A 22,223-nucleotide genomic window follows, 5' to 3' on the forward strand; every position below is an offset into this window, starting at 1 on the left:
CTGCACAATGGCAGGCCCATGCTGCGCTAGTGTCGTGTCATCCGACAAGCCCGGAAGGCCCGCCAACATGATCGCTCCCAAGACCCTGCTCGAACTCTCCGGCGCCGATCTCAATCCGCCGAAGCTCAACGAGGCCTGCCTCGTGCTGATCGACATTCAGAACGAATATTGCGCCGGTCCGCTGGCCCTGCCCGATGCCCAGCCCGCGATCGCCGCGGCGGCGCGCCTGCTCGCGCGGGCCCGGGAAAGCGGCGCTGCGATCATCCATGTCGCGCACAAGGGCCGCGCCGGCGGCCTGTTCGATCGCGAAGCCGCGCGCGGCGCGATCGTCGATCGCCTGACGCCGCTCGAAGGCGAGCCCGTCATCGAGAAAGCGCTGCCGAACGCCTTCGCCGGCACCGATCTGCAAGCCCGGCTTGCCGCAGCCGGATGCAAGAACATCATACTCGCCGGCTTCATGACCCACATGTGCATCTCCTCGACCGCCCGCGCCGCGCTCGACCTCGGCCTGCGCACGACGATCGCGGCCGATGCCTGCGCCACCCGTGACCTGCCGGATGGCCGTGGCGGCACGCTGGATGCCCGGACGATTCACGATGTCGCGATGGCCGAGCTGTCGGACCGCTTCGCGGTCATCGCGCCCAGCGACGCACTGGCGTGACGGAGCATACGATGCTGCAACTCTATTTCTTTCCGATGGCCTGCTCACTCTCGAGCCGCATCGCGCTGATGGAGGCCGGTATCGAGGCGCAGTATCACCTCGCCCATATCTGGACCAAGAGGATCGTGGACGATGGCAGCGATTTCCGCGGCGTGTCGCCGAAGGGCGCGGTGCCGGTTCTGGTGCTGGAGAACGGCGAACGGCTGACCGAGAGCGCGGCGGTGCTGCAGTACATCGCAGATGTGAATCCGAAGCCGGGCCTTGCGCCGGCGTTCGGCGATCCCGATCGCTATCGCCTGCAGGAATGGCTGAGCTTCGTCGGCGCCGAGATCCACAAGGCGTTCCTGTTTCCGGCTTTCTGGTACAAGGATGAAGGCTCGCTCGCCAAGCCGCGTGCGAGGATCACGCAGACCTTGTCGGTGCCGGCAGCGCATCTGGCGGAGCGCGAATTCCTCGTCGGTGACGGCTTCACCGTGGCGGATGCGCATCTCACCTGGGCCCTGCTGCTGCTCCGTCCCGCGGGCGTCGACATCGCACAATGGCCGTCCCTGTCGGACTATCTCGCGCGCATCCAGGCGCGGCCGGCGGTGCGGGAGGCGGTCGCAACGGAGTTGGCACTGCGCAAAACGCTCGCGGCGTGACAGGATGCCACGGCTGCTCAATTTACACGGGCGATCGCGAGGGCATTGAAGTCGGGGCGCCATGCGCTAATCTGACGGGATATTTTTCATTTTTTCCCGGACGGCTTCCATGCGCCCCTTTTTTAGAAGACACCTGCCCGGATTCTGTTTGGCTCTCCTCACCTACTGCCTTGGCCTTGGTCCCGTCTTTGCGGAGACACGGGTCGCGCTGGTGATCGGCAACGGCGCTTATGCCTCGACGGCGCAGCTTCCGAACCCTTCGCACGATGCCGAAGACGTCGCGGCCTCGCTGAAGCGCAGCGGCTTCGAAGTGATCCAAGGCATCGACCTGCGCCAGGCCGACATGCAGGATATGACCATCCGCTTCGCGCGCGCCGCGAGCAGGGCCGACGTCGCCATGTTCTATTACAGCGGCCATGCGATGCAGTACAACGGCGTGAACTATTTGATGCCTGTCGACGCGACGCTGACCGATGAGGCCGACCTCAAGCGCTTCGTGCGAGTCGACGACATCATCAACGATCTGCAGCAGGCCAAGAACCTGCGCATCCTCGTGCTCGATTCCTGCCGCGACAATCCGCTGGCGGAAACCCTCAAACGATCTACGACGCGGGCCGCCTCAGTCGGGCGTGGCCTGTCGAAGGTCGAAGCACCGCGCGGCACCATCGTGTCGTTCTCGACGCAATCGGGACAGACTGCGGCGGACGGCGTCGGCCGCAACAGTCCCTATACGGCGGCGTTCCTCAAGCACATCGAGCAGCCGCAGGAGATCGGCGACGTCTTTCGCGACATCAGCAGCGACGTCTACGATTCCAGCGGCAAGACCCAGCTGCCGGAACTGTCGCTGTCGATCATCGGCAAGTTCTACCTGAACGGACCGGTGTCGGTCACGATCGCACCCGGGCATCCGCAAGCCGCGCCGCGGGCCGACCCCTGCGCATCCGCGGAGGCACACTGGAAGGCTGCCGAAACCATCGGCACCGTCAGCGCCTTCGAGGATCATCTGACACGATTTCCCGGCTGCAGCTTTGCCAGTCTCGCCAAGGCGCGGATCGAGGCCCTGAAGCAGAAGGTGGCGCTGGCGCCTGCGAGCAACAGCCGGACCGGCAGCAGCAAGGATTTCGACGGCAACTGGGACGTGATGCTGAACTGCCCGCCTTCCGGCAAGGCGCAGGGCTACACCAGGCCCCTCGCCGGCACCGTCACCAACGGCGTGTTTCACGCCGAGGCACAGGTCAGAGACGGCGCCAATCGCCTCGAGATAGACGGTCAGATCCCGGCCGACGGCAAGACGACCCTGAGCGCGCGAGGGACAACGGGGGCTAGCGCCTACACGCTCAACGACCTTGCGCCCGGTTCTCCCTATGCCTTCACGATCGATGCGCAGTTCGATCGCACCCGCGGCAGCGGCAAGCGCAACGAGGCGCGTCCCTGCAACCTGATCTTCGTCAAGCGCTAAGGCGCGATGAGTTTCGGATAAAACAGCATCGCGCTTTAGCTGATTGTTTGCGCATAAGCGTTTCGGACAACCGCTGCGCACTTTTCCGGATCATGCTTTAGGCTGCGCGACGATCGCGCAGCCTGGTGCCCGACGATCGCTCACACGCCCGTCTGGGTGATGAACTTCATGTTGAAGTACGCTTCCATAGCCTCGGTGCCGCCTTCCGAGCCGTAGCCGGAATCCTTGATGCCGCCGAACGGCACTTCGGGCAATGCCAGGCCGAAGCTGTTGATCGACATCATGCCGGCCTCGACCGCCGAACCGATCGCGGTCGCGGTCTTGGTCGAGCTGGTGAAGGCGTAGGAGGCAAGACCGAACGGCAGCCGGTTCGCTTCCTCGACCACTTCGTCGAACGACGAGAAGCGCGAAATCAGAGCCAGCGGGCCGAACGGCTCCTCATTCATGGCGCGCGCATCCTTGGGCACGTCGCTCACCACGGTCGGCTCGAAGAAGTAGCCCTTGTTGCCGACACGCTTGCCACCGGTCTCGAGCTTGGCGCCCTTGCCGACCGCGTCCTGCACCATGCCTTCAATCGCGGTGACGCGGCGTGGATTGGCGAGCGAGCCCATCTTGGAGTCGGGATCGAGGCCGTTGCCGACCTTGAACGCCTTGGCACCGTCGACGAACTTCTCGACGAACTCCTTGAACACGTCGTCCTGCACAAGCATGCGCGTCGGCGAGATACAGACCTGACCGGCGTTGCGGTACTTCGCAGCCGCCAGGATCTTCGCGGCCGAAGTAACGTCCGCATCCTTGAACACGATCGCCGGCGCATGGCCGCCGAGCTCCATGGTGGCGCGCTTCATATGCAGGCCGGCGAGCGCATTGAGCTGCTTGCCGACATTGGTCGAGCCCGTGAACGAGATCTTGCGGATCACCGGATGTGGAATGAGGTATTCGGAGATTTCGGCAGGAACGCCGTAGACCAGATTGATGACACCGTCGGGGACGCCAGCGTCCGCGAACGCACGGATGAGTTGCGCGGGTGAGGCCGGGGTTTCCTCAGGCGCCTTGACGATGATTGAGCAGCCGGCGCCGAGCGCGGCAGACAATTTGCGCACGACTTGGTTGATCGGAAAATTCCAGGGCGTGAAGGCGGCGACCGGGCCGACAGGGTCCTTCATCGCGAGCTGGTAGATGCCGGGCCCGCGGGCGGGGATCACCCGGCCATAGGCGCGCTTGGCTTCCTCGGCGAACCACTCGATCACGTCGGCTGCGGCCATGGCTTCCATCTTGGCTTCGGCCAACGTCTTGCCCTGCTCCATGGTCAGGAGCAGCGCGATCTCATCGTTGCGCTCACGCATGATCGCGGCAGCCTTGCGCATGATCCGGCAGCGCTCGAACGGCGCGACATTGCGCCAAACCTTGAAGCCAGCGGCGGCCGCAGCCAGCGCCTCGTCGAGGTCGGCCTTTTCGGCATGCGCGACGGTGCCGATCACTTCTTCGGTCGCGGGATTGACGACCTCGATGACCTTGCCCGATTGGGCCGGACGCCATTTGCCGTCGATGAAAAGCTCAGTGTTCGCGTAAGCCAACGGTCTCTCCCTGTTGTTGCTTATCGTTGGAATTGAAGTGGGTGGACGATGGGACCCCATCTGGCAAGACCCTTAGCACAGGGCGCCCCGTCACCTCACGCGTCAAATTTACCTGCAACGCTGCCCTGACAAAGGGCGTCTGCGGCCCGTGTCATTTCCGGCCCGAGATAGGTGCGGAAACTGGGCTCGGCGACCAGCCCGCGAAAATCCGCGATCTGTGCCACTCCGCCACCGGCCACGAACAGAAATCGCTCGGCAATGTCGGCGAGGATGTCCAGGTGCCAGGCCGCCGTCGGATGCATGCAGAGGATCACCAGCCTGCCCTCGTCCCGCAGCTTGCGGAAGAAATCGAGCATGAAGCCGATATAGCCGTCCTGCAGGTTGAACTGCGGCTCATCGAACAGATGAACCAGCGGCATCTTCGTCGGCGACGGCGTCAGGAAGGCGGACGGGATACGCTTGCGAAAGCGCCTGACCTGATAGGACTGGTGGTAGTGAATCGCAAGCCGATCACGCTCCCGATATTTGACGCCGTGGATGTCGGTGCCGGCGACCAGCACGCGGCCCGAGGTCGGCGCATTGGAGCCGGTCATCATCTCGAACAGGGTGGTCTTGCCGGCGCCGTTCGGACCGACCACGCCGACGATGCCGGGCTCGTCCAGCGACAGGTTTGCCTGCAGCGTGAATGTCGGGCGCCGGATGACGCGGCCCCTAGTGTAGACCTTGCGAACGTCATCGAGAACGAGCATCGGTGCGGCCACTTATTGGACTCCCAGCAAGCGCTGACGAAGGGCGCGATCGTCGCGCAGCAGCGCGGCTTCGCCGGTCCAGACAATCCGGCCGCGGTCGATCACCGCAGCATGATCGGCGACCGACAGCGCGATCTCGGCATTCTGCTCCACGACCAGCGAGGCGATGCCCTCGTCCTTCATCCGCACGATGGTCGCGAGCACGTCGCCGACGATCTTCGGCGCAAGGCCCTGGCTGGGCTCGTCGAACAGGACCAGCCCGGGCGAGCCGACCAGGGCGCGCGCAATCGCAACCATCTGCATCTCACCGCCTGACAGGTTTTCGCAGTCACGTTCCATCAGATATTCGAGCGGCGAGAAGATCGCAGCCGCCTCCTTCACGGACCAGTTCCGAAACCGCGTTCGCTTCTGCGCAATCGCCAGATTGCGTGCCACCGACAAGGTCGGACACAGCCGTCGGTCGTCAGGCACCCAGCCGATGCCGGCACGCGCGATCTCGTGAGTTGGATTGCCCGTGACGTCGTGCCCGTCGAAGCGAACGGCGCCACGGCGCGGACGCGTCAGCCCGAGGATGGAGCGGAGCATGGTGGTCTTGCCGGCGCCGTTCGGACCGAGCAGCGCACACACCTTTGCGTGCTCGATGGCCAGCGAGGCGCCGAACAGCGCCTGGGTCTCGCCGTAGAAGGTATCGACACCATCGACTTCGAGGATCATGCGAATTTCCCGAGGTTGGAGCGCCGAACCCAATCGTTCCGTTGCAATTCGTGCGGCGTGCCACGCGCGACCACCTGGCCCCAATGGATCACCGAGATGCGGTCGGCGAGGGAGAACAGGAATTCCATGTCGTGCTCGATGGCGACGATGGTCAGCTTGCCCTTGAGGCGAGCAATCAGGGCAGCCAGCCGCTGCACGCCGTCGGAGCCGAGGCCGGAGGTTGGCTCGTCCAGGCAAAGCACGCGCGGCGCCTGCGCCAGCGCCACCGCGATCTCCAGCGCGCGGCGATCGCCATAGGACAGGTCCTTCGCACGGACATCGCCCTTCTCCACAAGCCCGACCGCGGCGAGCGCCTCGGAGGCCTGCTCGGCAAATCTGCGATCCCCTGCCACCGCATGGACGAAATCGAGGCCGCGCGCACGAAACTCTGGCAAGCCCATCATGACGTTGTCACGGGCGGAGAATTCGTCGAACAGCGTCATGATCTGGAACGAGCGGGCGATACCCTTGGCGGCGATGCGGTGCGGGCTGAGGCCCGTGACGTCCTCGCCGCCGAGCCGGACCTTGCCACGGCTCGGCTTCACGCGTCCGGTCAGCACGTTGAAGAAGGTGGTCTTTCCCGCACCGTTCGGTCCCATCACACCGTGAAACTCGCCGTCGGCCACCGCGAGATCGACGCTCTCCAGCACCACGCGATCGCCAAAGCGGACATGCACGCCCGCGGCCTCCAACATGCTCATCGCCCGCCTCCGACCAAGAGACGCATCGCGGACGTGCCACGCTGGCGCAGGGCATTCAGGGAATGCTGCTGCAGGGCGGCCGAGATCGCGCCGGCGATGCCCTCGGGCCGGAACAACACGATCGCGATGAACAAGAGGCCGAAATAGAGCATCCAGGCATTGGTCAGCGCGCCGATCACATCGCGCGCGGTGAGGAAGAGGAACACGCCGATCACCGGCCCCCAGAAGCTGACAAGGCCGCCGCCGACCAGCGTCATCATCACGACGTAGCCGGACTGGTGCAGGCTCATGACATCGGGAAATGCGGCAAGCTGCGCCATCGCGAACAGCCCTCCGGCAAAACCGGACACGGCGGCCGACAGCGCGAAGATCGATGCCTTGTAGAGCCACACATTATAGCCGAGATGGGCCGCGCGGGTTTCGCTCTGCCTGATGGCGGCGACCACCCGACCATAGGGCGAATGCACCAAGCGCCACAGCGCAGCAACACCGACGGCGAACGCCGCGAGGACAAAATAGTAGAACGCGACGTTGTCGGTGAGGTCGAACGACACAAGCCCGAAATTGGCCGGCAACCGCTTGATCTTGAGCAGACCGTCCTCGCCGCCGGTGATCCGGTGCGACTTGATCGCCAACGTCCAGAAGATCTGGCCGAAGGCGATCGTCATGAATGCATAGTAGATGCCCCGCCGGTGCGAGATGAACAATGCCACCAGCGCGCCGGCGAGCCCCGCGGCCAGCGCGGCCGCCACGAGGCAGATCCAGAGGTTTGCGACAATGTCGAATTGGCAGAGCCCGAATGCGTAGGCGCCGATGCCGAAATAGGCGCCATGCCCGAACGACGGAAGGCCAGCCGTGCCCAGCACCAGGTTGAATGCCATTGCGTAGAGCGACCAGATCAGGATCTCGATTCCGAGATAAGGATAGAGTCCGATCCTGGTGATCCATAGCGGCACCGTTGCAAGCACGAGCCAGAGCACCAGCATCGTCGGCGTGACGAGGCGTGCGGCCTCGGATGAAGACTTCGATCCCACCATCATTCCCTAGGCCTCGAGCACACTCTTCTTGCCCCAGAGGCCGCGCGCGCGGAACGTCACGACGACAACGAGCAGGATATACATCGACAACAGCGACCATTCGGACGCGTAGGCACCGGCAAGGCCGACGCAGAGTCCGACCAGCAATCCGGCCACGACGGCGCCCCAGAAACTTCCGACGCCGCCGAGCACGATCACCAGAAACGCGGGGATGACGGCATCGACGCCCATATGCGGGCGGATGCCCCAGATCGGCGCGACGATGATGCCCGCGATTGCAGCCAGCACGGTGCCGAAGACGAAGACCAGCAGCCGCAATCGCGACAGGTTGATGCCAAGAGCGCGGACGATTTCGCTGTCATGCGCACCGGCTTTCACGGTGGCGCCGAACGAGGTCTTCTCGATCAGCAGCCAGACCAGGCCGATGATTCCTGCCGCGATGCCCGCCGCGTAGAAGCGATAGGTCGACCAGATCAGATCACTGAAGATGAAGCCGCCATTGATGGCGGAGGGTACCTGGAGCACGTAGTCCCGCGTGCCCCAGACAAGGCGGATCATCTCCTCGATCACCATCGCAGCGCCGAACGTCAGGAGCAGACCATAAAGCGGGTCCTTGCCGTAGGTGCGGCGCATGCAGAACTCGATCAGCATGCCGACGAGGCCGACGATGACGGGCGCAATGATCAGCGTCGCGACGTAGCGCCAACCCAGTGGGAGCGTGAGCCATATCCTGGCAAGATCGGCCGGCAGTGGCGGACGCGGTCCGGTGAGCTGCATGGCGACATAGGCGCCGAGCGCGAACAACGAGCCATGGGCAAGATTGATCTGCTCCATCAGCCCGACGATGAGCATGAAGCCGAGCGCGATCAGCGCGAACAGCAGGCCGAGTGTGAGTCCGTTCAGGAGATGCGGAAGGAGATCGAACAAGGTTTTGGCTTTCGCAACAGGCATTTCCGAACCCCGGGGCGCGGATGGCCCGGGCGAACGGCGCGCGAGGCAGCGCGCCGCTCGGTCTGCGACGTGACGCGCCGTCTCTAGGAATCGACGGTCGGTACCTGCTCATAAGGCGTGAGCTTGCACTTGCCGGGTGCGGCGTCGTCGGCGGCCGATTTTGGCTCGGTCCAGCTGATGATCTCGAACAGGTCCGTATTGTCCGCCGGTTTGGCGTTTCGCCGCGCCAGATAGATCGTCTGCTGCATCTGGTGTGTCACGGGATCCATGTAGGCGTCGAAATGCTGCATGCGATCGGTGGCCGAGACCTTCAGGTTCTCGAGCTCTTTGATGATCTTGACGTTGTTGGTCGACCCCGCCCGCTCGATCGCGCGCAGCAATTCGCGCGTCGACATGTAGCCGTTGTAGGAGACGTTGCCCGGCACCGGGATCGGACCATCCTTGTTGGCCGCCTGCCATTTCTTGACGAAGTCCGCGACGCCGGGCAGCTGCAGCTTGTGATACCAGGTGGTCCCGAACACGCCGAACAGGCTGTCGGGCGCGCCCCACACGTCGGGCCAGTCCTGCTGGTTGTTGATCCAGGCGGGCTTGCCGTCGAGCTTGAGCTGCGCCACCTGCTCGCGCAGCGCCTTGATGTCGTCTCCGCCGATTGCGGTTGCCACCACGTCGGGCTTCGCTTGCTGGATCTTCAGCAGATAAGCGGTGAAGTCGCGGGTGTTCTGCGGAACCAGGAGATTGTCGATGATCTTGCCGCCGGCCGCCTCGACCTGCGCCTTGGTCGCAGCCGACGTCGTGTGCCCCCAGACATAGTCGTTGGTCAGCAGCATCCAGTTCTTGCCGATGGAATCGACCGAGTTCTTGACCGAGGCCTTGGAGAAATTGGTGCCGTTGCCGTCCCAGACGAATTTGACGCGCGAGCAGTTCTCCCCCGCCTCGCTCGGCGCGGAGGAATTGGTGTTCATGTAGATCACGCCGTATTTGCTCGCGACCTGGGTGATCGCGTTGGCGACGCCGGAATGCAGCGCGCCGATCAGGATGGTACAGTCCTCGCGGGTGATGAACCGCTCGGCGACACGGCTACCGGTTGCCGGCGTCGTCTCGGTGTCCGCGGTGATGAACGTCACCTGTCGCCCGAGCACGCCGCCTTTGGCGTTGAACTCGTCGATCGCCATCTTGATGCCGCGGAAATCATCCTGGCCGCTGTTGCCATATTGACCGCTGGCATCGCAGGTCAGGCCAAGCTTGATCGGCTTGGCCGCGCCTTGGGCCCACGCGTAATTCTCTTTCCACGGCCCGAAGAAGCTGCCGGTGCCGCCGATGACACTGGCCATCAGGCTGCCCTTCAAAACGCTCCGCCGTGAGATCTGACGCCCTCTCATCGTTTCCTCCCGTTTTCAAAGTCTTTTGCCTTTTTATGCGATTAGAATATTCATTCCATTTATGTTGTAAAGTAGAATATTTGATCCAAACGCTGAAATGCCGTTAAACAAGTGACCGACCTGGAGACCGACCTATGAACAAGGCGTCCGGCGCCATGAGTTATGACGAGCTGCGCGGCGCGATCGCACAGCGTCACCGGGCGCTGTCCGGCCGGCTGCAGCAGATTGCCGAATTCGTGCTCGATCACCCGACCGACGTTGCGCTCGGCACCGTCGCCGAGGTGGCGCAACGCTCAGGTGTGCCGCCGTCGGCGATCGTTCGCTTCGCTCACGCGCTGGGCTTCGGCGGTTTCACCGAGATGCAGCAGGTGTTCCGCACCCGCCTCGTCGCCGGCGTGGCGCCGAGTTACAAGGCACGGCTCGCCCGCATGAAAAGCGAGGAGAAGTCCGTTCTCGGCCGCCAGCCGGCGGCGGTGCTGTCGCGCTTCGTCTCGGAAGCGCAATCGTCGCTGGTGACGCTGAGCCAGTCCGTGCATGCGCGCGAGCTCGATGCGGCGACCGCTATCCTTGCCAAGGCGCGCGACATCTATCTGCTCGGCCTCGGCGGCTCGTTTCCGGTCGCGACCCACCTCGCCTATGTCTTGCGCAAGCTTGGACGTCGCGTCGTCCTGCTCGACGGCACCGGCGGCAGCATTCATGAGCAATCGCACGCAGCGACCGTGGACGACGCGCTCGTGGCGATCAGCTTCCGCAATTACTATCCGGATACGGCACGGCTATTTCCGGAACTCGTCGCACGCGGCGTCCCCGCGATCTCCATCACCGACAGCCTGTTGAGCCCGATCGTCGAGGGCGCGCGCGTGGTGTTCGAGATTCAGGACATGCCGGAGCCGGCGCTGCGCACGCTGGTGGCACCGATGTGCCTGGTGCAGGCGATGGCGATCGGCCTCGACCTCGCAGCAGACTGACCTTTCATAGCAGGAGAAGATCATGGCATCGCATGACGGAACGAAAATTCTTGCCGGCAAGGTCGCGCTGGTGACCGGCGCAGGCCGCGGGCTCGGCCGCGCCTTTGCGGAGAAGCTCGCCGCGCTCGGCACTGATGTCGCCATCCACGGCATGCGCGAGAACGGGCCGGCGGAATATGGCGAGGGCACGACGCTGACCGCGGTTGCCGCAGAGATCGGCCAGCAATTTGGCGTGCGCAGTCAGCGGGTGCTTGGCGATCTCACCAAGGGCGAGGACATCGCGCGCGTGATCGCCGAGGCGGAGGCGGCGCTCGGCCCGATCGACATTCTCGTCCACAATGCCGGCGGCGATATCGCGGCAGCCGGCGGTAAGCCCGATCCCAACGACGCGGTCTACACCAAGGAGGCCGATGTGCGTGCGGTGCTGGAGCGCAATCTGCTCTCGACCATCCTGACCTGCCAGGCGGTCGCGAAGGGAATGATGGAACGGAAACGCGGCCGGATCGTCACGCTCGGCTCGGTCGCCGCGTTCAAGGGGCGCACCCAGGGTTCGATCTACGCGGTGTCGAAGGCCGGCGTGACCCACTACACGCGATGCCTTGCCGACCAGCTCCGCCCCTACGACATCGCCGTCAACTGCATCGCGCCCGGCGATACCCGCACCGGCCGCTTCCTCGGTACGCGCGCGGTGGATCCTGACCGGATGGTCGAGACCGGCACGCTCGACCGCATCGCCACCGTCGACGAGGTCGCCCGCGTCGTCGAGTTCTTTGCCGGCCCCATGGGCGCCTTCGTCTCCGGCCAGGTGCTGAGGATCGATGGCGGCGGGCAGTGCTGGCCGGGCTGAGGCCGAAACGAAAAGGGCCGCTGCGAAGCGGCCCTTTCAGATCATCTCGAATAGGCTGAGCTCACTCCACCCGTGCCAGCACCGCGAGCTTGCGAATGCCCTTGTTCTTGTAGGCATCGAGGAACGCGTAATAGTCCTTGAAGGACACGCAGCCGTTGGAATCGCCGTTCGGCCCGAGCATGAACGTGTGTGCGAGCAGGCCGTCGCGGCCGTAGATCGCGCTCTCGCCGCCGATCGGGGTCAAGCGCAATGCGGGCACGCCGTGGAACAGCGCTTCGCGCGGCTTCAGCGTGTAGATGTGCGGTGGCGTCACGCCGCGCATGCGCGTGCGCTGGGAGCGCGGATCGTCGAGATTGGAGCCGAGGCCGGAATGCGCCTCGAGCTTGGTGCCGTCGGGCAGATACACCGTCTTGGCCGTGATATCGTAGACCGCGGTGTCCCGCTCATAAGGCGGCGCGCCGCCGAACATCGGGTTCTGTTCCTTCGGCGCGATGGACGCGGTCACGCTGGCATCGGCCGACGCATAGGCCAGCAGCCCGCCGGACGGCTCGCGCTTGCCCCAGAGTTTTTCGACCATCGACTGCCGCGGACCGGTGATCGACATCACCGCGGCCTTGGCGCGATCGGCGAACGACTTCTTGGCTTCGGGCGCCGGCACGATCTGCGCCGGATCGGCCGAGGCCAGCTGAATCTGGGCGTCCGGATCGCGCTTGGACTTGTCAGCCGTCTTGTCGGTCGCCTTCTCGGCCATCTTGGCCGGGGCCGACGGCTTCAGCGCTTCCGCGACCTTCGCGATCACGCTCTGCTTCGGCGCGTCCTTGGCCACGGCAACCTGGGTCGCCGGCGCCACGCTGGCGGCGTTCGATTCCACGCCTTGGGTCGCAGCCGCAGCGAAGCGCTCGTTGAACATCTCACGCGAGATCGGGGCGGCGACCTGCAGCCGGTCGGGCAGGAGCGCAAAAGCGTCCTTGATGGCGTCGCCGGCCTCGCGCAGCGCGACCTTGGGCGTACGCTTGAGCACCGGTGCGTCATAGCCGGTGCTGCCGACGGTCGGATAGACGCTCGCGCCAAAGACGTTGCTGTAGATGGTCCAGCCGGCGCCCATCACGACGCAGCCGATGGCCGCGGCGCCAAGCCAGTTGGTCGTCGTCATTTTCCGGGAAGAATTCCGCGAATTTCTCTTGGACTTCCGTGCCGCGTTACTCTGCGCAGCGATACTCGTACTCATTCGCCTTGCGTCCAGGACGGTGTCACTCAGTCCCCCTTCAAAGTGCCGCTGGTCACGATCCGGGAACAGCATTTCGCAGAGGGTCGGAGCGTCATTAAGGCGACTTTTAGTTAAATGCGGATTAAGTTCGGGCGGATCTGAGGCAATTGGCCAAGTCGTCCCATTTCGAGAAAAAAGCCCGCGGAACTACGGACTTAGTCGGGTCTGTTAACCATAATTCTCGGCCGGATCGGCGCAGCAGGCTGGCTCCTCCGGACACCTCTCTAGGGCCACCCAACCAAGTCGTTTTCGTGGCCTTCGATGCCCGCAAGATAGCGGTGGAGCATTGCGCGAGGCTGGTGCACTGGCCTTCCCGACGGGGCGCGAGTGACGCAAGCAAGGCCGGCAAGGTCAGGCGCAACACACAGCGCGTTCGGACGGTCACGCACTCGCGCCCCTGACCGAAAGTTGATCGCACCTCTCTGGAAAAGGGCGGGCTGAGAAAATAGCTGGTGGAGCGGCACTTTTCAGCAGCCTCTGCGTGTGATACGGTGCCGTATCAACATCGCCTTGAATTGTGCCGGGCATGCAAACGGAGGCTGGCATGAGAAGGTTCGCGCGCGTCGGATATTTTGCTCTGGCGTGGTCGTCGTTGATGGGATTCGCAGCCGCGCAGCCTGCCAATGCAGCTTGCACATCGTCGGCCTCGGCCGCGGGCACGAAAACCTGGCGCTGCGACAACGGCATCACCATCGTCGCGGAAAGCGGTGCCAGATTTGAACTAAAGGACGCCAACCGCGACGGACATATTGACTCGGTCGAGTTGAGCAGCAAAGCCCTGCTGGTCGAAGTGCCCAGGAAGCCCGGCGGCAATCCGTTCAAGGTGCTGACGCCGCAGGCGATTGCCGCGGTGCGCGGCACCCGTTGGGCCGTCGATGTGGCTGAGGCCAAGACCTCGGTCTTCGTCGCCGACGGTCGTGTCGGCGTCACCCGCAGGGCACGTGGGCGCGGCGTCGTTCTGGGCCCCGGCGAAGGCGTCGACGTGGAAGTGACCGGGCCCTTGACGGTGAAGCAGTGGGGCCAGCCGCGCATCGACGCCCTCATGGCAAGACTTGGCCAATAGGACTTGGCCAATAGGACTTGGTCGATTGGACTTGATCGATTGGACTTGGCCAACACGGCTTGGTCGATAGGGCTTGGTCGATAGACCTCGGCCCGCAGACCCCGAAGAAAAGACGATTGCAGTACGACATAATGACGAGACGCGTTCAAATCCTGGCGGCACTCGCCCTCACCGCACTGTGGGGCGCGGGCATCTATGCCGCGCACGCAGGCGGCCATCTCCGCTTTCTCGACCGCCTGGAAGCAACGCTGACCGATTGGCGAACCCAGGTCCGCGGCGTGCAACGTCCGCCCGATCTCGTCACCATCGTCGCGATCGATGACACCGTCGTGAAGCGTGGCGGCAGCTATCCGCTGCCGCGCGCCGATCTCGCCCGCGTCGTCGACACCATCGTGCAGTTCAAGCCGAAGGTCGTCGCGATCGATCTTCTGCTGGTGGACCGCAGCGCGGCGATCGGCGACGCCACGCTGGCCAACACGCTCGCCACCGGCCCCATGGTTCTCGCCGCCGCCGCGATCTTCCCCTCCGCCAGCGAGACCGTGGAGGCCGGCAGCGCAGGTCCCCTCGCCGTGCTGCCGCAAGCCGAACGTTTCCTGCTGCCGCTGCCTGCGTTCGCCGACCATGCCGAGGTCGGCATCGTCAATGTCGCGACGGGACAATCGGGCTCGCCGCTCTCGGTGCCGATGCTGTTCCGGACCCGCGACAAGGTCGAACTGTCGTTCCCGCTGCGGGTGGCGACGCGCGCGCTCGACAAGCCGCTGACGATCGCGCCGGATCATCTCATGCTCGGCGACCGCGTCGTGCCCACCGACACCGACTTCGCGCTGCCGATCACCTATTACGGCCCGCGCCGCACCATCCGCACCGTGAGCGCGCAGAGCATTTTCGACGGCACGCTCGATCGCGCGGCGATCGAGAACCGGATCGTCGTGATCGGCGCCGCGGTCGCGGGCGGCGGCGATTTCTATCCCACGCCGTTCGATTCCCTGATGCCCGGCGTCGAGGTTGTCTCGACCGCGATCACTCATCTGGTCGCCGGCGACGGCATCGTGCGCGACCGCAGGGTCCGTATCGCCGACGCGCTCGCTGCCATCCTGCTGCCGATGCTGCTGGTCGGCCTGCTGGCGTGGCGGCGCAGCGCACTCGGCATCATGGCCGCGGCCGTTGTGATGATCGCCTGGGCCGGTCTCAATGCGTTCGCGTTCACGCATGGCGTCTGGCTGAATGCAGCAACCACACTCGCCGCCGCGGTGCCGCCGGTTGCGATCTTTGCCGGCGTGCAGCTGTGGGCCGGAGGCCGCCGTACGCAATATCTCGCCGCCAAGAGCAGGTCTCTCGCGCAATTCCAGGCACCGGCCGTGCAGGAATGGCTGGCGCGCGATCCGAACTTCCTGTCCAAACCGGTCCGGCAGGACGCCGCAATCGTCTTCATCGATCTCTCCGGTTTCACGTCGTTGAGCGAACGGATCGATCCCGACGCGCTTCAAGAAATCCTGCAGGCGTTTCACGCGCTGATCGACAAGGTCGCGGTCGCTTGCGGCGGAATGATCACCGGCTTTCTCGGCGACGGCGCCATGTTTCTGTTCGGTCTGCCGGGTGCGATGCCCGATGATGCCGCGCGCGCCCTCAAATGCGCCATCGACCTGCATCGAGGTGTCGAACACTGGATCGCCTCGCTGCCGTCAGCGATCGGCGGTCAGCTCGGCTTCAAGATCGGCGCGCATTTCGGCGAGATCGTCGCCTCCCGCCTCGGCGAAAGCCATCAGCACATCACCGCGACCGGCGACACCGTCAACGTCGCGAGCCGGCTGATGGAAGTCGCCGTCCAGAACGATTCACGGCTCGCCCTGAGCAATACGCTGCTGGACACGGCCGACTTCCACGGGTCTCCCGACGGCGTCCTGTCGGGCCCCCTGCTCGCCCGGATCCGTGGCCGCTCCGGCGTCGTGACCGTGTGGTTCTGGCGCGACCGGGACGGGCCGAGCCAGCCTGCGGCCAGGGCCGAGATGATCGATTAGGGCCGCTACTACCTTGCTTCCGGCGGCGGCGAACGGTCCAGCACGTCGCCCTTGGCGTCCTCCAGCAGATCGACGCTGTAGGTCTCGACCACGAGCGGGCCGCGCTTGCGCTGCAATTGCGCGACCTGCGTGACCTTCGCAAAGAGGTCGTTGAGGACGGGATGACCATCTGGCCGCAGCTCATCGACATAGAGCAGCTTGCCTGCCAGCAACTTTGCATCGGGCTCGCCCATGTTGACCCAGCGGATGCGCTGGTTCTGCTGCACCACGCAGGTGCCTGATGGCAAGTAGAAGGCGAGCCATCCCGTGGTGCCATAGTCCTGCGCGAGCACGCACGTCGCGCCGTAGCGTACGCGCATTGCTTCGATTCCCGCGGCGAGCTCGCGCCAGCCAACGCCGACGCTGCGCACGGTGGCATCGCGGCGATATCCCGAGAGCCAGCCGGTGTTGGCTTGGACGATCAGCGCCGCAAACATCACGATGCCGACAGGCGCGGCCCAGCGCAGGCAGAAATCCACCAGGCGCCGCGCGCGCGGCTTCCACTGCGCGAGGTTGGCGGCAGCCGCAGCGGCAACAACGAAGGGCGGATAGACCGGGGCGAACCAGTTGGCCTCGACGCGCGCATGCAGCGAATGCCAGACGAAATAGGCGACGATGGTCCAGAACATCGCCTCGATCAGCACGCGCGAGGCCAGTGCGCCGGCGCGCTGCCAGGTCAGCGCGTGCAGGCCCATCGCACCGAGGATGAAGACCAGCGGGGTCGCGAATGCGATCTGGGTCGGGATCAGTTCGGCAATGAAGACGGGACGGAAGTCCTCGATTTTCGCGCGCCCGAGCTGCTTTGCGAACGAGACCCATTGGTGATCCGCATTCCAGAGGATCACCGGCGAGAACAGCGCCAGCGCAACGAAGCCGCCGAGATAGGGCCACGGCGAGACAAACCAGCGGCGCAGCTTCGGCACGCAAGCGAGCCAGATCAGAATCCCGGCGCCAAAGAACATCGCCGTGTATTTCGACAGCAGCGCCGCCCCGACGGCCGCACCGACCGCGAGCCACCAGACGCCGCGGCCGGTCTCCAATACTTTTGCGAGGAAGAACAGCACGAAGCTGGATGCGACCAGAAGCGGCGCATCCGGCGTCACGATCAGCGTGCCGACGGAGGCCATCATGGTGACGTTGAGCAGGATCGCGCTGGTCGCCGCCACGCGCGCGCCCCCGAACAGGATCGCAGCGGAGCGATAGACCGCATAGCTCATCGGCAGCGCCAGCAGGACCGAAACGAGGCGGACACCGAGTTCGGTATTCCCGGCGATTATGGTGCCGGCGCGGATCACATAGGCGACCATCGGCGGATGGTCGTAATAACCCCCGGCGAGGTTGTTCGACCACATCCAGTAATAGGCTTCGTCGAAAGTGATCGGAGTGAACGCGGCCGCAACCAGCCGTAACGCCACAAGCGCCAGAATCAGCAGCGCGGTGTTGCGGACGATCCGCGCGTCAGCCCCGCCCATCTCGCGCTATTTCTTGCGCCAGACGAACAGGCCTGACATCGCGTAGTTCCACACCACGCCCATCAGCGCACCGGCCATGCCGGCCAGCCACCAGATCGGTTCCTGGTCATAGACCGAGAAGGCGACGCCGACATTGGCGAGCAGGCCGACGCTGCACACGATGTAGAACGCGATGAGGCCACGCAGCAGCGCAAAGCCCTTCAGCCGCTGGTCACGATAGGTGAGGAAGTTGTTGAGGATAAAATTGCTGGTCATGGCGACGATGGCGCCTGCGGCCTGCGCTTCCGCGAACGGCACCTTGAACAGCTGAAGTCCGATGAACAGCGTGGTGAGATGCACCACGAGGCCGATGCCGCCGACCATCGCGAACAGGATGAAGCGCAGCGAGACGATGTCGTTGCTCAGTTTGGCCAGCACGAGGCCGAGGAAGTCGAGCGCGACCATGGAATCGAGCTTGCTCTCGCCGTGCTGGCGGGCGCCGAACGTGTAGGGTACCTCGACCGCCCGCAAGCTGCCGTGCGCGGTCGCGACGACGTCGAGCAGGATCTTGAAGCCGTGCACGGAAAGCTTCGGCGCAAGCTGCTCGAAACGATCGCGGCGGATCATGAAGAAGCCGCTCATGGGATCGGCGATCTCGACCCGCAGCATCTTCCTGGCGAATTCCGTCGCCAGCGCGCTGGCGCCGGCGCGCTGCTTGTTGAAGCCTTCGGTCTTGTAGCCTTCGATGTAGCGGCTGCCGACCACGAGGTCGGCCTCGTCGCTCGCAAGCAACAACAGCATCTTCGGCAGTTGCGTCTCGTCGTGCTGGAGATCGGCATCGATCACGGCCACATAGGGGGCGCTGGACGCCAGGATGCCCTCGATGCAGGCGCCGGACAGGCCGCGACGGCCGATGCGGCGGATACAGCGCACGCGGCTGTCCTGCTGCGCCAGCGCGCGCACGACGTCCCAGGTGCCGTCGGGCGAATTGTCGTCGACGAACACGACCTCCCAGGCGACGCTGCCGAGTGTCGCCTCCAGCCGCCGGTACAGCACAGCGACATTGTCGCGCTCGTTGAAGGTCGGGACGATGACCGACAGTTCCGGCCCCTCAAGAGCCTGCAGCGGAGTGTCGGAGTTCGGTCTGATCGCTTCATTCATGACGGCAGCGTATATCCGCCGCGTCCTGCGCTGCCAAGCCGGTGGGTCTCTGGGAAATAGCCCAAAAGGGGCCCTAAAATGCCAACGACCCCGGAATGGCGGGCTGCGCGTACATCCGGCGCAAGCCTTGAGCTATTCCAAGGTCGTTCCAGCGCCGGAGTTTTCGCTCAACGTCGCCGTTAAAGGCTAGATGGGAATGACAAGATCGCTTCGCAAGGGGCGAAAACGACGATTTTTGTGCCCTATTGGTTCGGCACTTCGCGGATGATCGGCCCGCGCGGCGCGGGCGCGGCAGGGGCTGCGGGTGCCGCAGCGGGGGCCGGCTCGACTTTCGCCGGTTTGGGCGGCTTGCCGTACTGGCCGATCGGCCCGAACACGACGGCGACCGCAAGTACGACCGCGGCAACGATCGCGCCCAAAATGCCCCCTACCGACTCAGACGCCATGGAAAACCATCCCCGCTCAAGATAGGCCTCCTGTTATCACGGATGCGCGCTGAGCCGGAAGGGCTCCGGGGCGCCGAATGAGGCGCCGGCGGCGTCTGCCGTGCTCGCCACACGCTATTTCGCCGGCGGCCTCTGCTTGACGAAGGCCGTCACGATGTCCTTCTGCGCGGCCTCCACCGCCCTGTTGGCGGTGGCAAGATGGGCGCCGGCATCGATATTGGGATATTGCGTGGTGAGATAGTCGAGCAGTGCCACCCGATAATATTGCCGCTCCGAAGGACAAGCGCCCGCGACCGAGCGGCCAAAATCCTGTTGCGACATTCCCTGATTGGTGTCGCGCGAATATTCCCGCGCCAGGCAGTGCCAATAATCGTCGCGGCCCTGCATGGCGAGCTTCTGCGCGCCTTTCGTATCGTCATCATCCGCCATGATCGGAGAAATCATGGCAGCAGATGTCATCACGACGAGCGCCGCTCCCAGCATCAGCATCCGCATCTTTTTCTCCCTTATCGCAGATCACAGGGTGACCTTAGACCGGACGCAGCAACTGGCCAATCACAACTGGTTTGATTAGGATAACGCATCCCTCCACGTCGATGCGAGATCCCTCCGTGGCCAAAGCAAAAACCGCGTCCAAGAAATCAGGCAACATCTTCATCGGCGTCGGCGGCTGGACCTTCGAGCCCTGGCGCGGGGTGTTCTATCCGGAGAAGCTGACGCAGGCGAAGGAGCTGTCCTATGCCGCTTCGAAACTGACGTCGATCGAGATCAACGGCACCTATTACGGCTCGCAAAAGCCGGAGAGCTTTCGCAAATGGGCGAGCGAAGTGCCCGACGGCTTCGTGTTCTCGGTGAAGGGACCGCGCTTCGCGACCAACCGGCGGGTGCTGGCGGAAGCAGGCGATTCCATCAAGCGGTTCTATGATTCCGGCGTGCTGGAACTCGGCGACCATCTCGGGCCGGTGCTGTGGCAGTTTGCGCCGACCAAGAAATTCGACGGCGCCGATTTCGGCAAGTTCCTCGAGTTGTTGCCGCGCAAGCTAGAGGGACGCGCATTGCGCCATGTCGTCGAGGTCCGCCACGACAGCTTCTGCACGCCGGACTTCGTGGCGCTGATCCGGGAATTCGAGACACCTGTCGTGTTCGCCGAACACGGCAAATATCCGGCGATCGCCGATGTCGCCGGCGATTTCGTCTATGCCCGGCTGCAGAAGGGCAATGACGAGATCAAGACCTGCTACCCGCCGAAGCAGCTCGATGCCTGGGCCGAACGCCTGCAGGCCTGGGCTTCCGGCGGTGAACCGAACGACCTGCCCAAAGTCGACAAGGCCAAGCCGAAGAAAGAGCCGCGCGACGTGTTCGCCTATGTCATCCACGAAGGCAAGGTGCGCGCCCCCGCCGGCGCCATGGAATTGATCGCAAGGGTGAGCTGAGGTGGGCCATGGCAAAGGCGAACAAGCTGTTCACCATCGGCTATGAGCAGACGCCGCCCAAGGCGGTGCTGGACGAACTGGAACGGGCCGGCGTCAAGCTCGTGGTCGACGTGCGCGCGGTGACGTCGTCACGGCGGCCGGGATTTTCAAAGAAGCAGCTGTCGGCAGGCCTCGACGAACGCGGCATCGCCTATGTCCACCTCGCTGCGCTGGGCACGCCGAAGGAAGGTCGCCTCGCTGCGCGCAGCGGCCAATATGATTTGCTGGAGAAGATCTTCTCGAAGCACCTGAAGGCACCGGAAACCAAAGAGGCCATGGACGAGCTCTCGGCGCTGGTGAAGAAGGCTGGCCCCGTATGCCTGCTCTGCTACGAGCGCGACCACACCCATTGCCACCGCCAGATAATTGCGGAGATCATCGAGGACCGCGATGCCGTTACGGTGCGGAATTTGGTTGGGCGGCAGGTCTGACAGAATTCTTCGTCATGGCCGGGCCTGTCCCGGCCATCCGCGTTCTTCTTCCCTGTGGCCAACACGTGGATGCCCGGGATAAGCCCTGGCATGACGATGAATGGAGCTCAGCCCTCGCCCGCCAGCCGAAACGTCCCCTCCATCATCTGCACGCATTGCCCACCGACATGCGCCGAGACGACCTTACCATCCTGCTTGCGCACGCGCGTCAACAGAATGCTCGGCCGGCCCATGTCAAAGCCCTGGCCGACCGTGAGCTTGAGTTCGCCATCTCGCACGGGATCGAGGCCGGCGAACAGTGCAGCCGCGGCAACCGTGGCGCTGCCGGTGGCGGGGTCCTCGGCGAAACCGCTGGAGCCGCGCATGAACATCCGCGCCTGGAGATCGCAAGGCGCCTCCGCTGCGCCAACCTCCCGCGTATAGAACCACACGGAGAACGCACCGTCGCGCGGGAGCACCCTGCCGAAGGCGGCCGCATCTGGCCTTGCCCGCTTCAACGCATCGCGCGAATGCAGCTCCGCCACCAGAAAAGGCGTGCCAACGCCAACGACCTGCGGCGCGTGGCGATCGGTCCTGATGTCATCGGCCGTCAATGAGATGCAGGCCGCAACGTCGGCGGTGGAAACGTCCGCCAGTCGCGACAGCGGCTGCGGAGCGGTCAATTCGGTGCTGACCACCCTGCCTTGCTCCCGGCGAATCTCGACCGGCACGAGACCCGCCTTCTCCTCGAACAGCAAACGCGGCTTCGATTCACTGCCGATACTCGCCAGCACGAAGGCGGTACCGACATTCGGATGGCCGGCAAAGGGAAGCTCCCGCACCGGCGTGAAGATGCGCACCGCGGCATCATTGGCCTTGTCGCGCGGCGGGAGCACGAAGGTTGTCTCGGAATAGTTGAACTCGGTCGCGACCGCCTGCATCTGCGCCGTCGAAAGCCCGCCGGCGTCGAGCACCACGGCGAGCTGGTTGCCGCCGAAGGCGCGATCGGTGAACACGTCGACGGTGATGTAGCGCCGCTGCATCGTTTCTTCCTCATGCAAGTCGCGGCCACGACCGGCCGCATCGCGCGCAGTCTACAAGCCGAAAACATCACTCGTCATGCCCCAAAATTCGGAGCAATCGGAGCAATCGCCGATGCATGATGACCTGCGT

22 protein-coding genes are annotated in these 22,223 nt (G+C 64.4%); 9 read left to right on the forward strand and 13 right to left on the reverse strand.

Annotated features, from left to right (window positions below; all coding sequences use genetic code 11):
- Positions 1–67: 67 nt before the first annotated feature.
- The 3 genes from JQ580_RS21420 (at position 68) to JQ580_RS21430 (ending at position 2,761) form a co-directional block, all read left to right on the forward strand.
- Positions 68–661, forward strand: a complete 594-nt coding sequence (locus JQ580_RS21420; protein WP_212282206.1) for a cysteine hydrolase family protein — start codon at positions 68–70, stop codon at positions 659–661.
- Positions 662–672: 11 nt separating this feature from the next.
- Positions 673–1,302: a glutathione binding-like protein gene (locus tag JQ580_RS21425; protein ID WP_212282207.1), complete on the forward strand. Its 630-nt coding sequence runs from the start codon at positions 673–675 to the stop codon at positions 1,300–1,302.
- Positions 1,303–1,411: 109 nt separating this feature from the next.
- Positions 1,412–2,761, forward strand: a complete 1,350-nt coding sequence (locus JQ580_RS21430; protein ID WP_249134333.1) for a caspase family protein — start codon at positions 1,412–1,414, stop codon at positions 2,759–2,761.
- 140 nt (positions 2,762–2,901) lie between these two features.
- On the opposite strand, the gene JQ580_RS21435 is transcribed toward JQ580_RS21430, so the two are convergent.
- The 7 genes from JQ580_RS21435 to JQ580_RS21465 all read right to left on the reverse strand — a co-directional run bounded on the left by JQ580_RS21435 (position 2,902) and on the right by JQ580_RS21465 (position 9,908).
- The gene (locus tag JQ580_RS21435; protein WP_212282208.1) at positions 2,902–4,338 is read right to left on the reverse strand and encodes an NAD-dependent succinate-semialdehyde dehydrogenase; all 1,437 of its coding nucleotides are present in this window, start codon (positions 4,336–4,338) and stop codon (positions 2,902–2,904) included.
- 95 nt (positions 4,339–4,433) lie between these two features.
- Positions 4,434–5,099 (reverse strand): ATP-binding cassette domain-containing protein, encoded by a 666-nt coding sequence (locus JQ580_RS21440; protein ID WP_106951930.1) that lies wholly within the window; start codon positions 5,097–5,099, stop codon positions 4,434–4,436.
- Positions 5,100–5,801 (reverse strand): ABC transporter ATP-binding protein, encoded by a 702-nt coding sequence (locus tag JQ580_RS21445; protein WP_212282209.1) that lies wholly within the window; start codon positions 5,799–5,801, stop codon positions 5,100–5,102.
- The gene (locus tag JQ580_RS21450) at positions 5,798–6,541 is read right to left on the reverse strand and encodes an ABC transporter ATP-binding protein (RefSeq protein ID WP_212282210.1); all 744 of its coding nucleotides are present in this window, start codon (positions 6,539–6,541) and stop codon (positions 5,798–5,800) included. Before JQ580_RS21450 ends, JQ580_RS21445 begins: the two co-directional genes overlap by 4 nt.
- Positions 6,538–7,581 carry a branched-chain amino acid ABC transporter permease gene (locus tag JQ580_RS21455; protein WP_212282211.1) on the reverse strand — a complete coding sequence of 348 codons (1,044 nt, stop codon included), beginning with the start codon at positions 7,579–7,581 and terminating at the stop codon, positions 6,538–6,540. The genes JQ580_RS21450 and JQ580_RS21455 overlap by 4 nt, the downstream gene beginning before the upstream one ends.
- 3 nt (positions 7,582–7,584) lie before the next feature.
- Positions 7,585–8,529 carry a branched-chain amino acid ABC transporter permease gene (locus JQ580_RS21460; protein ID WP_249134334.1) on the reverse strand — a complete coding sequence of 315 codons (945 nt, stop codon included), beginning with the start codon at positions 8,527–8,529 and terminating at the stop codon, positions 7,585–7,587.
- 83 nt (positions 8,530–8,612) lie between these two features.
- A complete protein-coding gene (locus JQ580_RS21465; RefSeq protein WP_249134335.1) occupies positions 8,613–9,908 on the reverse strand; it encodes an ABC transporter substrate-binding protein in 1,296 nt (431 codons plus the stop codon).
- A gap of 134 nt (positions 9,909–10,042) precedes the next feature.
- Here JQ580_RS21465 and JQ580_RS21470 point away from each other — a divergent pair, with 134 nt between their 5' ends.
- Entirely contained in the window at positions 10,043–10,876 is an 834-nt protein-coding gene (locus tag JQ580_RS21470) for a MurR/RpiR family transcriptional regulator (protein WP_106951925.1), read from the forward strand.
- A 22-nt stretch (positions 10,877–10,898) separates the two neighbouring features.
- Positions 10,899–11,723, forward strand: coding sequence for an SDR family NAD(P)-dependent oxidoreductase (locus JQ580_RS21475; RefSeq protein ID WP_212282212.1), 825 nt, complete (start codon positions 10,899–10,901; stop codon positions 11,721–11,723).
- Positions 11,724–11,784: 61 nt separating this feature from the next.
- On the opposite strand, the gene JQ580_RS21480 is transcribed toward JQ580_RS21475, so the two are convergent.
- Complete coding sequence (locus JQ580_RS21480; protein WP_212282213.1) at positions 11,785–12,876, reverse strand: DUF2778 domain-containing protein; 1,092 nt, start codon at positions 12,874–12,876, stop codon at positions 11,785–11,787.
- A gap of 658 nt (positions 12,877–13,534) precedes the next feature.
- Between JQ580_RS21480 and JQ580_RS21485 the strand changes: the two genes are divergently transcribed.
- A complete protein-coding gene (locus JQ580_RS21485; protein ID WP_212282214.1) occupies positions 13,535–14,053 on the forward strand; it encodes a FecR domain-containing protein in 519 nt (172 codons plus the stop codon).
- A gap of 131 nt (positions 14,054–14,184) precedes the next feature.
- Entirely contained in the window at positions 14,185–16,071 is a 1,887-nt protein-coding gene (locus JQ580_RS21490; RefSeq protein ID WP_212282215.1) for a CHASE2 domain-containing protein, read from the forward strand.
- Positions 16,072–16,079: 8 nt separating this feature from the next.
- On the opposite strand, the gene JQ580_RS21495 is transcribed toward JQ580_RS21490, so the two are convergent.
- The 4 genes from JQ580_RS21495 to JQ580_RS21510 all read right to left on the reverse strand — a co-directional run bounded on the left by JQ580_RS21495 (position 16,080) and on the right by JQ580_RS21510 (position 19,663).
- Positions 16,080–17,582, reverse strand: a complete 1,503-nt coding sequence (locus JQ580_RS21495; protein ID WP_212282216.1) for a glycosyltransferase family 39 protein — start codon at positions 17,580–17,582, stop codon at positions 16,080–16,082.
- A gap of 6 nt (positions 17,583–17,588) precedes the next feature.
- Entirely contained in the window at positions 17,589–18,722 is a 1,134-nt protein-coding gene (locus tag JQ580_RS21500) for a glycosyltransferase family 2 protein (protein WP_212282217.1), read from the reverse strand.
- A gap of 242 nt (positions 18,723–18,964) precedes the next feature.
- Positions 18,965–19,168, reverse strand: coding sequence for a hypothetical protein (locus tag JQ580_RS21505; RefSeq protein WP_094895576.1), 204 nt, complete (start codon positions 19,166–19,168; stop codon positions 18,965–18,967).
- A 114-nt stretch (positions 19,169–19,282) separates the two neighbouring features.
- Positions 19,283–19,663 (reverse strand): hypothetical protein, encoded by a 381-nt coding sequence (locus JQ580_RS21510; protein WP_212282218.1) that lies wholly within the window; start codon positions 19,661–19,663, stop codon positions 19,283–19,285.
- A 101-nt stretch (positions 19,664–19,764) separates the two neighbouring features.
- On the opposite strand from JQ580_RS21510, the gene JQ580_RS21515 reads away from it, so the two are divergent.
- On the forward strand, positions 19,765–20,601 hold the full coding sequence (locus JQ580_RS21515; protein WP_212282219.1) for a DUF72 domain-containing protein: 837 nt from the start codon (positions 19,765–19,767) through the stop codon (positions 20,599–20,601).
- Positions 20,602–20,609: 8 nt separating this feature from the next.
- A complete protein-coding gene (locus JQ580_RS21520) occupies positions 20,610–21,071 on the forward strand; it encodes a DUF488 domain-containing protein (RefSeq protein ID WP_212282220.1) in 462 nt (153 codons plus the stop codon).
- A gap of 107 nt (positions 21,072–21,178) precedes the next feature.
- Here JQ580_RS21520 and JQ580_RS21525 read toward each other — a convergent pair whose 3' ends face one another.
- Positions 21,179–22,093 (reverse strand): PhzF family phenazine biosynthesis protein, encoded by a 915-nt coding sequence (locus tag JQ580_RS21525; protein WP_212282221.1) that lies wholly within the window; start codon positions 22,091–22,093, stop codon positions 21,179–21,181.
- Between the last annotated feature and the right edge of the window lie 130 nt (positions 22,094–22,223).

It is taken from the genome of Bradyrhizobium sp. SZCCT0148, from assembly GCF_018129985.1.
Taxonomy (GTDB): Bacteria; Pseudomonadota; Alphaproteobacteria; order Rhizobiales; family Xanthobacteraceae; genus Bradyrhizobium; species Bradyrhizobium japonicum_H.

What these genes read in the sequence shown, in the direction of transcription:
- JQ580_RS21420 (WP_212282206.1), top strand. Translation starts at nt 68, where the DNA reads ATGATCGCTCCCAAGACCCTGCTCGAACTCTCCGGCGCCGATCTCAAT.
- JQ580_RS21425 (WP_212282207.1), top strand. Translation starts at nt 673, where the DNA reads ATGCTGCAACTCTATTTCTTTCCGATGGCCTGCTCACTCTCGAGCCGC.
- JQ580_RS21430 (WP_249134333.1), top strand. Translation starts at nt 1,412, where the DNA reads ATGCGCCCCTTTTTTAGAAGACACCTGCCCGGATTCTGTTTGGCTCTC.
- JQ580_RS21445 (WP_212282209.1), bottom strand. Translation starts at nt 5,801, where the DNA reads ATGATCCTCGAAGTCGATGGTGTCGATACCTTCTACGGCGAGACCCAG.
- JQ580_RS21450 (WP_212282210.1), bottom strand. Translation starts at nt 6,541, where the DNA reads ATGAGCATGTTGGAGGCCGCGGGCGTGCATGTCCGCTTTGGCGATCGC.
- JQ580_RS21455 (WP_212282211.1), bottom strand. Translation starts at nt 7,581, where the DNA reads ATGATGGTGGGATCGAAGTCTTCATCCGAGGCCGCACGCCTCGTCACG.
- JQ580_RS21460 (WP_249134334.1), bottom strand. Translation starts at nt 8,529, where the DNA reads ATGCCTGTTGCGAAAGCCAAAACCTTGTTCGATCTCCTTCCGCATCTC.
- JQ580_RS21465 (WP_249134335.1), bottom strand. Translation starts at nt 9,908, where the DNA reads ATGAGAGGGCGTCAGATCTCACGGCGGAGCGTTTTGAAGGGCAGCCTG.
- JQ580_RS21470 (WP_106951925.1), top strand. Translation starts at nt 10,043, where the DNA reads ATGAACAAGGCGTCCGGCGCCATGAGTTATGACGAGCTGCGCGGCGCG.
- JQ580_RS21475 (WP_212282212.1), top strand. Translation starts at nt 10,899, where the DNA reads ATGGCATCGCATGACGGAACGAAAATTCTTGCCGGCAAGGTCGCGCTG.
- JQ580_RS21480 (WP_212282213.1), bottom strand. Translation starts at nt 12,876, where the DNA reads ATGACGACGACCAACTGGCTTGGCGCCGCGGCCATCGGCTGCGTCGTG.
- JQ580_RS21485 (WP_212282214.1), top strand. Translation starts at nt 13,535, where the DNA reads ATGAGAAGGTTCGCGCGCGTCGGATATTTTGCTCTGGCGTGGTCGTCG.
- JQ580_RS21490 (WP_212282215.1), top strand. Translation starts at nt 14,185, where the DNA reads ATGACGAGACGCGTTCAAATCCTGGCGGCACTCGCCCTCACCGCACTG.
- JQ580_RS21495 (WP_212282216.1), bottom strand. Translation starts at nt 17,582, where the DNA reads ATGGGCGGGGCTGACGCGCGGATCGTCCGCAACACCGCGCTGCTGATT.
- JQ580_RS21500 (WP_212282217.1), bottom strand. Translation starts at nt 18,722, where the DNA reads ATGAATGAAGCGATCAGACCGAACTCCGACACTCCGCTGCAGGCTCTT.
- JQ580_RS21505 (WP_094895576.1), bottom strand. Translation starts at nt 19,168, where the DNA reads ATGGCGTCTGAGTCGGTAGGGGGCATTTTGGGCGCGATCGTTGCCGCG.
- JQ580_RS21510 (WP_212282218.1), bottom strand. Translation starts at nt 19,663, where the DNA reads ATGCGGATGCTGATGCTGGGAGCGGCGCTCGTCGTGATGACATCTGCT.
- JQ580_RS21515 (WP_212282219.1), top strand. Translation starts at nt 19,765, where the DNA reads ATGCGAGATCCCTCCGTGGCCAAAGCAAAAACCGCGTCCAAGAAATCA.
- JQ580_RS21520 (WP_212282220.1), top strand. Translation starts at nt 20,610, where the DNA reads ATGGCAAAGGCGAACAAGCTGTTCACCATCGGCTATGAGCAGACGCCG.
- JQ580_RS21525 (WP_212282221.1), bottom strand. Translation starts at nt 22,093, where the DNA reads ATGCAGCGGCGCTACATCACCGTCGACGTGTTCACCGATCGCGCCTTC.